Source organism: Acidithiobacillus sp. (assembly GCF_023255755.1).
Classification (GTDB): Bacteria; Pseudomonadota; Gammaproteobacteria; order Acidithiobacillales; family Acidithiobacillaceae; genus Acidithiobacillus.
The window spans coordinates 14,928-25,468 of record NZ_JAGDVS010000133.1 but is presented as its reverse complement, the minus strand read 5'-3'; the positions used below and the strand labels follow the sequence as shown (position 1 = coordinate 25,468).

Genomic DNA, 10,541 nt, shown 5'->3' with positions numbered 1-10,541 from the left:
GGAGCAGTGGGGACACTGCGCATATTAGATGATTGCCGCGTCCCGAGAAAATGCGTTTTCGGGCCGGGACTGATGGCTTTTGTGCACCACCGGAAAGGCACGAGACAGCGAAAATCAGACAGCGCGAATCAGCAAGCGCCCCATGAAAAGGGCTATCCTTCAGAGTACGACTGCCAGTACTTTACGCGCCCGCATGAAGAAGTTCTTCCACCCTGGGATGGCCGCGGCACGGCAAGGTGCTCAATGACATCCTTTTTTCGTCTATTAATTATTAAATGTAATGAAGTCCATATAAGTAGACATGCAGTTTAACCGGTATAGGTGCCTGCAGTATTCTTATCCGTCAGGATGGGCTGCACTGCGGAAGGGTGAGGTCCGGAAAGTTGGTATGCAAAGTGTAATGAAGGACAACTGAATTTGAGCAACATGCCTTACCACAGGTTTAACCCCCGCGAATTCATTCTGCGGGACTGGCTCGCCCTGGACAGGACCGTGCTGGCCAATGAACGGACTTTTCTGGCGTACACACGAACATCGTTGACGCTGGTTCTTGCTGGCCTGACTTTCATCCGCTTTTTTGGTCCCGACATCTGGTCCACCATCGGTTACATTTCGCTGATGCTGGGTTCGGTTCTTTGGCTGACGGGCCTCAAGCGCTACCTGCACACGCTGGGCCACTATCGCACCATGATTGTTGCCGAAAACACGGCACTGGACGACCACAACGGCAGCGCCATCACGCCCTGAGATTCCCGCATCTGGCTGGCATCGCGCTCAGGGAACGCGGACGTGTACCAGCCCAGGGAAGAGCGCCGCCAGACCATTGGCGATAAAGGTCACGGCAATGGCGGCGAGCACCAGCCCGAAGATACGGGTAGAGATGTTGATGCCTGCTACCCCCAGCCGACGTGACAGGGGCTGCGCCAGGCGCAGCGCCCCATAGGCCCCCCCGGCAATCAGCAATATATCGACGATCAGCAGGCCGCTGGCCAGCCACGACGCATTTTTGTGATGGGCGATGATCACGGTGACCATGGTGCCCGGCCCCGCCAGCAGCGGAATGGCGAGCGGTACCACGGCAACATCCTCTTTCTGCATACCCTCGGCAGCCTCCTCCGGGGTGTGGACATAGCGGCTGGACTTGGCCTGCAACATGTTAAAAGCCAGCATCATCAGCACCATGCCGCCCGCCACCTGAAAGGCGGCGATGCTGATCCCGAAAAATTGCAGAATATATTCTCCAAGAAACGCCGAGGTGAGCAGAACAATGGCTACGGCACGGGATGCCAGCTTCGCCGTAGCGATCTGCTGTTGCGTATCTTCGTCGCCGGTCAGGGCAATGAAAATCGGGATGGCGCCAATAGGGTTGAGAATGGCGAGCAATGCGATGAGGGTCTGCAAGGCGCTGTGCAGTTCAGTGCCGACGAGCATCCGCGCCTCCCTTACCAGGCCGGTTCCGACGCAAGGCCCTTGAAAATTGCGGCGTGAAGACGTATTTAATAGGCATCTTTGAAGTTACAACCCAATACGGAGTCGATACGATGCCAACTTACGAGTATGTATGCAAGGACTGTGGACACCATCTGAGCGCCGAGCAGCGCATGAGTGATCCCCGTCTGACCAGCTGCCCCCACTGCGGCAAGCCGGGGCTGGAGCGGCAGCTCAGCGCCGGGGGCTTCGCCCTGAAGGGCTCCGGCTGGTACCAGACCGACTTCAAGGGTGGCGGCAGCAAGGCTGGCGAGAGCACGCCGGAAGTTGCCGCTGCGCCATCCTGCCCCGCTGGGGGCTGCGCCTGTCATTGACGTAACGCGCGCGGCAAGGCTAGATTGTGCGCGGGCCTCCCGGTCGGGCGGCCCTTTTCTTATTGACTCATACGGGACGCAGCATGCGGACACACTATTGTAACGGCATTCACGAAGGCCTGATTGGCCAAACGGTCACCCTCTGCGGCTGGGCGCAGCGGCGGCGCGATCACGGCGGCGTCATTTTTATTGATCTGCGGGACCGCGAAGGTCTGGTACAGGTTGTCGCCGATCCGGATCAGGTCGACGCCTTCGCGGCCGCCAACGAGTGCCGCAGCGAGTTCGTGTTGCAGGTGGAGGGTGTCCTGCGTGCCCGTCCCACGGGTACCGAGAATCCCCAGATGCCCAGTGGCAAGGTCGAACTGGCGGCAGCGCGCATCGGCATACTCAACCGATCCGAGCCGGTCCCCTTCCCCCTGGATGAGGAAGACATCGCGGAGAATCTGCGGCTCAAATACCGCTATCTCGACCTGCGCCGCCCGGAAATGCTCCATCGTCTGCGTCTGCGCCATCAGGTCACCCGCTTCGTGCGCAGCTATCTGGACGGTGCCGGCTTTATCGACGTGGAAACCCCCGTCCTCACCCGTTCCACCCCCGAAGGCGCTCGTGACTATCTGGTGCCGTCGCGCACCCAGCCGGGACACTTTTTCGCGCTGCCCCAGAGTCCGCAACTGTTCAAGCAGCTGCTGATGGTGGCGGGACTGGACCGCTATTATCAGATCACCAAATGCTTCCGCGACGAGGACTTACGCGCCGATCGCCAGCCGGAGTTCACCCAGATCGATATCGAGGCCTCGTTTGTCGATGAAGAGGCCGTCATGGGGATTGCCGAGCCGATGATTCGCGGGCTGTTTGCTGAGGTATTGGGCGTGCAACTTCCCGATCCCTTCCCGCGGATGACGTACCGGGACGCCATGCATCGTTTTGGCGTCGACCGCCCTGATCTGCGCAATCCGCTGGAGCTGACCGAACTCACCGACCTCATGGGTACGGTGGACTTCAAAGTGTTCCGCGAAGCCGCCGAACGTCCGCATGGACGGGTGGCTTGCCTGCGGGTACCCGGTGGCGCCCAGCTCAGCCGGGCGCAAATCGATGCCTACACCCAGTTCACCGCCATCTACGGGGCCAAGGGTCTGGCCTGGATCAAGGTGAATGCCCTGGATCAGGGCAACGAAGGCCTGCAATCCCCCATCGTCAAGTTCCTGCCGGAGAACGTCTTGCAGGAAATTCTTCGGCGTTGCGGCGCGGCGGCGGGCGACATCCTCTTTTTCGGCGCCGATACGGCCAAAATCGTCAATGAAGCCCTCGGTAATCTGCGCAACCGTCTGGCCACCGATCTGGGTTTGCTGGAAGGCGAATGGTGCCCCGTCTGGATCACCGACTTCCCCATGTTCGACTATGACGACAAGGAAGACCGCTGGACCTCCACCCATCATCCCTTTACTGCGCCGCAGACGGAACACCTGGAAACCCTCAGCCAGGATCCCGGCAACGCCTTGGCGCGGGCCTACGACCTGGTGCTCAACGGCAACGAAATCGGCGGCGGCAGTATCCGCATCCACCAGGAGGCGGTACAGGAAAAGGTCTTCGCCGCCCTCGGTATCGGTACGGAAGAGGCGCGGGATAAGTTCGGCTTCCTGCTCGACGCCCTCCATTATGGGGCCCCACCCCACGGCGGCTTGGCTTTCGGGTTGGATCGACTGGTGATGCTCCTGTGCGGCGCCGACACCATCCGTGACGTGATCGCCTTCCCCAAGACGCAAAAGGCCGGTTGCCTGCTCACCGAAGCCCCCGGTACGGTAGCCGACAAGCAGCTTCAGGAACTGGGCATCCGCCTGCGTCCCGGAGTCGGAGCCGGGGTACAGAACCCCTGAGACGGGTACAGCTTGACGAACGGATGGCGACTTCGTAACGTAATCGAGCAGTTATGCACGCGCAATAGCGCCTGAGAGGGTCAGTTATGGGTGTGGAAACGGTGATGGTTCAGGGACTCCGGCGTAGTGATGGGTTGGAGCTCGACGCACGGATTCGGCGGGCCAAGGCCGCGCTGGGCAAACGTGCGGTCATTCTCGGCCACCACTATCAGCGCGAAGAAGTCTATCGCCATGCCGACTTTCATGGCGACTCCCTGCAACTCTCCCGCGCTGCCGCTGAGCAGGAGGCCGAGTTCATCGTCTTCTGCGGCGTTCACTTCATGGCGGAAGTGGCCGACATTCTCAGCCGTCCGGAACAGGCCAGCATCCTGCCGGACCTCAATGCCGGCTGCTCCATGGCCGACATGGCCGATATGCCACAGGTGCAGCGTGCCTGGGAGGAGCTGGCAACGGTGATCGATGTGGAGCGGGAGGTCACCCCCGTCACCTACGTGAACTCTTCGGCCGCGCTCAAGGCCTTTTGCGGCGTCCACGGCGGCACCGTCTGCACCTCCTCCAATGCCCGCAAAGTGCTCGACTGGTCTTTCCAGCAACGTCCCAAGGCCCTGTTCTTCCCCGATCAGCATCTGGGACGCTGGACCGGGCATCAACTGGGTATTCCCCTGCGCGACATGCCGGTCTGGGACCCCAACTTGCCGCTGGGTGGCCTCACGCCGGAAGAAATCCGCCGTGCCAAAATCCTGCTCTGGAAGGGACATTGTTCCGTCCACCAGATGTTTCAGCCAGCCCATATCGAACGCTGGCGCCGCGTGCATCCCCAGGGGCAGGTGATCGCCCATCCGGAAGCGTCTTTTGAAGTCTGCGAGCGGTCCGATGCCGTCGGCTCCACGGATTTCATCCTGCGCACGGTCAAGGCTTCGCCGCCCGGCAGTGCGTGGCTGGTAGGCACAGAAATCAATCTGGTCACCCGTCTGGCCGACGAGGTGCGCGCGGAGGGCAAAACCGTGGAGTTCATGTCGCCCATGGTCTGCATGTGCTCCACCATGTTCCGCATTGATCCGGAGCAACTGGCGCGTTCGCTGGAAAATCTTCTTGCGGGCCAGGTAGTCAACCGGATTCAGGTAGACCCGGAGACCGCCGCCCAGGCCCGCCTGGCGCTCGAACGCATGCTGGCGGTTTCCTGACGGACACCATGGGGCAACCGTCTGCGGTGGCCGACCGGGCAACGGAATGGTCCTTTACCCAGCGCGGCCTGCATGCCCTGCTTTACGGCTACACCCGCTTTTATCAGGGGGGGCACTGGGAGCCCAGCAGCGTTCCCGAAACCGGGCCAGCCATCCTCGCCTGCAACCACGTCTCCGTGCTCGATCCCTTGTTCCTGGTAGCCAGCAACCGCCGGATGATTTCCTTTCTGGTCGCCCAGGAATATTACGACAACGCCTGGATGCGCCGCCTGCTGGAGCAGACCTATAGCATCCCCGTACGCCGCGACCGCCGTGACGTAAGTGCCCTCCTGCAGGCGCGACGGTTATTGGAAGACGGACGGGTGCTGGGCATATTTCCCGAAGGTGGGATCAACCGCGATCAGACCCAGAAAGGCGTTGCCTGGCTAGTGCGGGAAAGTGCCGCCCCGGTGGTGCCGGCCCATATCAGTGGCGCGCGGCAAGGCCGGTCCGACCTCGCCACCTGGCTGCACCGGCAGCGGCCCCTGTTGCGTTATGGCGTGCCCCTGCATTTTCATCGCGATGTCAGCGCCGCCGAGGTGCTCGGCGCCACCATGAGTGCCATCGCCACCCTCGCATGACGGCATCCCCGCCTTTGCGGTACCATAGGCGATATTTTTGGCAGAATAATCCAGTGATAGTTACAGGGAGTGCGTCATGTCCGGGCATAGTAAGTGGTCCACCATCAAATTCAAGAAAGCGCTGAAGGACGCCAAGCGCGGCAAGATTTTCACCCGCCTCATCCGCGAAATCACGGTGGCGGCGCGGGCAGGCGGCGGTGACCCGGCCAGTAATTCCCGCTTGCGTCTTGCCCTGGACAAGGCCTACGGGGCCAATATGACCAAAGATACCATCGAACGGGCGATCAAGCGCGGCACCGGCGAGCTGGAAGGTGTGGACTACGAAGAAGTCACCTACGAGGGCTATGGCCCCGGCGGTGTCGCCATCCTGATCGAGACGATGACCGACAACAAGGTGCGTACCGTCGCTGAAGTGCGCCACATATTTTCCAAGCGCGGCGGCAATATGGGTACGGCAGGCTCGGTGGCTTATCAGTTTAAAAAGCTTGGCCTGATTGTTTTCCCGGCGGATGCTGACGAGGACCGGATTCTGGAAGCGGCACTGGAAGCAGGTGCTGAAGATGTGGTCAATGAAGGCGAGCGGATCGCCGTTTATACGGCCCCATCGGATCTTCACAGCGTGGTTCTGGCCCTGGAAGCGGCGGGGCTCAAGCCGGAAGAAAGTGAAATGACGATGATTCCGGAGAATACGATCGAAGTCAGCGGTGAGGAGGCGGAGAAATTGCTGCGGCTCATCGATTTCCTCGAAGAAAATGATGACGTACAAAACGTCTACGCCAACTACGAGATCAGTGACGAGGAAATGGCCCGTCTGGAAGCGGCCTCCTGAACCCGCGGCGGCGCTTCTGGCGGATACCGCAGCCATGGCGCTGAATGCGGGCGCATCGCCGGCATCCCTGCCGAAGACCGCGGTGCGGATCATCGGTATTGATCCCGGTTCTTTGCGCACCGGCTACGGCATTATTGAATCCGACGCGGCTGGCCAGCTCCGGCATGTGGCCCACGGTTGCCTGAATGTGGGGGGGCAGCCCTTTCTGGAGCGCATCGGTGCCATCTACCGCGAACTGAAACAGGTCATCGGCGACACACAGCCCGATGTCGCCGCCATTGAGCAGGTGTTCATGGCGCGCAATGCCGACTCTGCCCTCAAGCTGGGGCAGGCACGGGGAGCAGCACTGGTCGCCTTGCTGGAAGCCGGGTTGCCCGTACATGAATACACGGCACTGCAGATCAAAAAAGCCGCCGTCGGTGGTGGCCATGCGGCCAAGGAGCAGGTGCAGAGCATGGTCCGCTGGCTCCTGAAACTCAGCGAAAACCCACAAGCGGATGCTGCGGATGCCCTGGCCTGCGCCATTTGTCATGCCCATCATGCCAGCACCCGGCAACGCTGGCAGCTCGCTGACAGCCGCTGAACCCCGTTACGACCAGAGGGCCGCCCCGTCATGATCACCTCGCTCACCGGTACTATCTTGCAGCGGCGTCCGCCCTGGCTCTGGCTCAACGTGCAGGGGGTCGGCTATGAACTGGAGATGCCCCTGTCCGGCTTTTATCAGATGCCTGCCGAGGGTGCGGCACTGACCGTCTACACCCACCTCACCATTCGCGAAGATGCCCATTTACTCTATGGTTTCATGACCATAGCGGAGCGCGATACCTTTCGCCTGCTGATCCGGGTCAACGGCATCGGCGGCAAGGTGGCGCTGGCCTGCCTTTCTGGTCTGTCTGCGGAGCGGCTCAGTCAGGCCGTGGCCGAGGGCAACACGGCGCAACTTACCGCCATCCCCGGCATCGGCCCGAAAACCGCTGAACGGTTGGTGGTAGAACTGCGCGACAAGATGGGTGGCATCGCGCCGGGACCGGTGGGGTGCAGCACGGTCGGCGACCCCCGTCAGGAAGCCATTGCAGCACTGCTGACTTTAGGTTATAAGCCTGCGCAGGCGAGCCAGGCCATAGCCGGCCTGGCGGAAGGTCTGGGTCTGGAAGACCTCATCCGCCAGTCGCTGCAACATTTGTCACGTCATTGATTTTTTGGAACCCGCCAGCGCGCCGATGGTCAGATCAGGATGATGGATAGAGGCCCTCTCAACCCCCAGGAAGCCCACAACGATGCGGTAGACCATGCCCTGCGTCCGCGTCGGCTGGCGGAGTACCTCGGGCAGGCTAAACTGCGGGAGTCCCTGGGTCTGTATATCGACGCCGCCAAGGGGCGCAGCGAAGCGCTGGATCACGTGCTGCTCTTCGGCCCGCCCGGACTCGGCAAAACCACCCTGGCGCATATCATCGCCCAGGAGATGGGCGCGGGCCTCAAGGTCACCTCCGGCCCCGTGCTCGACAAGCCAGGCGATCTGGCCGCCATCCTCACCAACCTGCAACCCCACGACGTGCTTTTTGTCGATGAAATTCACCGCCTCAGCCCGGTGGTGGAAGAAATCCTCTACCCGGCGCTGGAAGACTACGAACTGGACATCCTCATCGGCGAAGGACCTGCAGCGCGCTCCATCAAAATCAGCCTGCCCCCCTTTACCCTGATTGGCGCCACCACCCGTGCCGGGCTGCTGACCTCGCCTTTAAGGGACCGCTTCGGCATCAGTTTTCATCTGGAATTCTACAGCGACGCCGAGCTGACCCAGATCGTCACCCGCTCCGCCCAGATTCTCGGCACCCCCCAAGCCCTGGAAGGTGCGCAGGAGATCGCCCGGCGCGCGCGGGGCACGCCGCGCATCGCCAACCGCCTGCTGCGCCGGGTGCGGGACTATGCCCAGGTACGCGGTAACGGTGAAATTGACATGGCGACGGCGCAGGCCGCCCTGACCCTCATGGAGGTGGACCAACACGGTTTCGATGGCCAGGATCGCAAATTGCTCCAGGCCGTTATCGCGCGCTTTGCGGGCGGGCCGGTAGGGGTGGAGAGTCTGGCGGCCGCCATTGGCGAGGAGCGCGGCACCATCGAAGATGTGCTGGAACCCTTTCTGATTCAGCGCGGTTATCTGATTCGCACCCCGCGCGGACGCTGCGCAACGGAACTCAGCTATCTCGCCCTGGGCCTGACGGCCCCCAAGGAGCCTGGGGGGCTTTTCGATGCTGGCTAATGATCCCGACAGCACCTTCCACGTTCGCGTTTATTATGAAGATACGGATCATGGCGGGGTGGTGTACCATGCCAACTACTTACGCTTCATGGAGCGCGCCCGCACCGAAATGCTGCGCGAACGGGGTTATGAACTGGATGTACTGGAGCAGGATGCGGGGATCATTTTTGCGGTGCGCCGCGCTCGTCTGGACTTCCGCGCCCCGGCCCGCTTCAATGACCTGCTCCGTGTGGAAACCCGGGTCGTGAGCAAGAGCCCCGTGCGTATGGGTTTTCAGCAAATCATCGCTGTCGGGGACAGGATGCTCTGTAGCGGAGAGGTGGAAGTGGTCTGCCTCGATGTGGCCCGTTTTCGTCCCCACGTTATCCCTGCAGACTTGTTGCAGGCCGTCCCGCTTTCTGTTCAGCCGTGAGATTTTATGGATCCGCATAGCATCGCCAATAGTGCGCAGTCCCTCTCCCTGGGCCATCTGGTCATGAACGCCAGTTGGATCGTGCAGGGCATCCTCGTCATCCTGCTTATCGCCTCCGTCGCCTCCTGGACCATCATCTTCCAGAAATGGGCCGTCTTTGCCAGCGCCCACCGCGCCCTGGAGCGCTTTGAGAAGCGCTTCTGGAGCGGCGGCGAGATGAGCCAGATCTACCAGCACGTTTCCGGTAACAGCGATCTGGAAACGGGGGCCGGCAGCATCTTCTGTGCCGGTTATGAAGAATTCCAGCGCCAGCGCAACAAGATTCGCCCCAGCGACGCCCTCGATGCAGCGCGACGCGCCATGCGGGTGGCCCAGATGCGCGAGGTCGGGCGCCTGGAAAACAACCTCGCCTTTCTTGCCTCCGTATCCTCCGTAAGCCCTTTTATCGGCCTTTTCGGCACCGTCTGGGGCATCATGACCGCCTTCATGCATATCGGCATAGCGGGACAAGCCACCCTGGCGACGGTAGCACCCCCCGTCGCCGAAGCCCTCATCGCCACCGCGGCAGGTCTGTTCGCCGCCATCCCGGCAACCCTGGCCTATAACCGCTATGTCCATCAACTGGACAAACTCGACGCGCAGTACGAGGTTTTCATGGACGAATTCACCAACATCCTGCATCGGCAGGTGCCTGAGACGAAGCCATGAAACGACGGCGTCTCATGGCGGAGATGAACGTCGTCCCCTACATCGACGTGACCCTCGTGCTGCTGGTGATTTTCATGCTCTCGGCGCCGCTGCTGACCCAAGGCGTCAACGTCAATTTGCCCAAGGGCGTGACCAAGCCGGTATCGGATAAGACACCACCGGTACTGATTTCGCTGACGCGGCAGGGCAGTATCTCGGTGCAATACAAGGGACACCACAGTGCTGTCGCCCTGGATGACCTCGCGACGACGGTGCGGCATATTGCCGCTGCCAGCCACAATCAGGTGCAGGTGCTGGTGGGCGGCGATGCGCATGTGGATTACGGCAAGGTCATGGCGGTCATGGCGCGTTTGCAGGAGGCGGGCATTTCCCATGTCGGCCTGCTGACCCGTCCGGAGGGACATTGAAAGAACGCAAACGGATCTGGCCGCTGGTGCTGGCTATTGCGCTCAACAGCGCGATACTGGTGGCCTTGTTCTGGAGCTTTCACATGAACGTGCCGAGCAGCACCGGGGATACCCCGATGCAGGCACAACTGAGCAGCGGCATGCCACCGGCTGCGGCACCGGCGCCGCAACCAGTACCCGCGCCACAACCAGTACCCGTGCCACAGCCCGCACCAGCACCACAACCCACACCCAAACCGGTACCTGTACCGAAACCCAAGCCCTCCACTCCGCCGCCACCCCGCGCCGCACAGATGGCCGCGGAAAAGGCGGCACAAGAAAAGGCCGCAGCGCAGAAGGCCGCGCAGATCACCGCGGAAAAACAGGCTGCCGAGAAGCGGGCTGAGGAACTGGCGGCGCGCGCAGCGCAGGAGAAAGCCGCGCAACGGGCGGCCGACAAAGCCGC

Annotated in this window: 13 protein-coding genes and 1 pseudogene; 13 read left to right on the top strand and 1 reads right to left on the bottom strand. The window is 61.6% G+C overall.

The window, feature by feature from the left end:
• Window positions 1–426 precede the first annotated feature (426 nt).
• Window positions 427–747 carry a DUF202 domain-containing protein gene (locus Q0C48_RS09290; protein ID WP_291523681.1) on the top strand — a complete coding sequence of 107 codons (321 nt, stop codon included), beginning with the start codon at window positions 427–429 and terminating at the stop codon, window positions 745–747.
• 27 nt (window positions 748–774) lie between these two features.
• On the opposite strand, the gene Q0C48_RS09285 is transcribed toward Q0C48_RS09290, so the two are convergent.
• Window positions 775–1,431, bottom strand: coding sequence for a MarC family protein (locus Q0C48_RS09285; protein ID WP_291523679.1), 657 nt, complete (start codon window positions 1,429–1,431; stop codon window positions 775–777).
• A 110-nt stretch (window positions 1,432–1,541) separates the two neighbouring features.
• On the opposite strand from Q0C48_RS09285, the gene Q0C48_RS09280 reads away from it, so the two are divergent.
• From Q0C48_RS09280 to Q0C48_RS09225, 12 genes and pseudogenes are all read left to right on the top strand, one after another.
• Entirely contained in the window at window positions 1,542–1,802 is a 261-nt protein-coding gene (locus Q0C48_RS09280) for a zinc ribbon domain-containing protein (protein ID WP_291523676.1), read from the top strand.
• Window positions 1,803–1,885: 83 nt separating this feature from the next.
• Complete coding sequence (gene aspS / locus Q0C48_RS09275) at window positions 1,886–3,676, top strand: aspartate--tRNA ligase (RefSeq protein WP_291523675.1); 1,791 nt, start codon at window positions 1,886–1,888, stop codon at window positions 3,674–3,676.
• A gap of 86 nt (window positions 3,677–3,762) precedes the next feature.
• Window positions 3,763–4,860 carry a quinolinate synthase NadA gene (gene nadA / locus Q0C48_RS09270; protein ID WP_291523674.1) on the top strand — a complete coding sequence of 366 codons (1,098 nt, stop codon included), beginning with the start codon at window positions 3,763–3,765 and terminating at the stop codon, window positions 4,858–4,860.
• A gap of 8 nt (window positions 4,861–4,868) precedes the next feature.
• Entirely contained in the window at window positions 4,869–5,480 is a 612-nt protein-coding gene (locus tag Q0C48_RS09265) for a lysophospholipid acyltransferase family protein (RefSeq protein ID WP_291523673.1), read from the top strand.
• A gap of 76 nt (window positions 5,481–5,556) precedes the next feature.
• On the top strand, window positions 5,557–6,309 hold the full coding sequence (locus Q0C48_RS09260) for a YebC/PmpR family DNA-binding transcriptional regulator (protein ID WP_291523671.1): 753 nt from the start codon (window positions 5,557–5,559) through the stop codon (window positions 6,307–6,309).
• A gap of 34 nt (window positions 6,310–6,343) precedes the next feature.
• Entirely contained in the window at window positions 6,344–6,892 is a 549-nt protein-coding gene (gene ruvC, locus Q0C48_RS09255; RefSeq protein WP_291523669.1) for a crossover junction endodeoxyribonuclease RuvC, read from the top strand.
• Window positions 6,893–6,922: 30 nt separating this feature from the next.
• The gene (gene ruvA / locus Q0C48_RS09250) at window positions 6,923–7,504 is read left to right on the top strand and encodes a Holliday junction branch migration protein RuvA (RefSeq protein ID WP_291523667.1); all 582 of its coding nucleotides are present in this window, start codon (window positions 6,923–6,925) and stop codon (window positions 7,502–7,504) included.
• Window positions 7,505–7,543: 39 nt separating this feature from the next.
• Complete coding sequence (gene ruvB / locus Q0C48_RS09245) at window positions 7,544–8,569, top strand: Holliday junction branch migration DNA helicase RuvB (protein ID WP_291523666.1); 1,026 nt, start codon at window positions 7,544–7,546, stop codon at window positions 8,567–8,569.
• Window positions 8,559–8,981 carry a tol-pal system-associated acyl-CoA thioesterase gene (ybgC, locus tag Q0C48_RS09240; protein ID WP_291523664.1) on the top strand — a complete coding sequence of 141 codons (423 nt, stop codon included), beginning with the start codon at window positions 8,559–8,561 and terminating at the stop codon, window positions 8,979–8,981. Before ruvB ends, ybgC begins: the two co-directional genes overlap by 11 nt.
• 6 nt (window positions 8,982–8,987) lie before the next feature.
• Window positions 8,988–9,689 (top strand): protein TolQ, encoded by a 702-nt coding sequence (tolQ, locus tag Q0C48_RS09235; RefSeq protein ID WP_291523662.1) that lies wholly within the window; start codon window positions 8,988–8,990, stop codon window positions 9,687–9,689.
• Window positions 9,686–10,096, top strand: a complete 411-nt coding sequence (gene tolR, locus Q0C48_RS09230; RefSeq protein ID WP_291523661.1) for a protein TolR — start codon at window positions 9,686–9,688, stop codon at window positions 10,094–10,096. Before tolQ ends, tolR begins: the two co-directional genes overlap by 4 nt.
• Window positions 10,093–10,541 (top strand): annotated as a pseudogene (locus Q0C48_RS09225) (protein TolA); the annotation flags it as partial. The gene tolR and the pseudogene Q0C48_RS09225, both read left to right, overlap by 4 nt.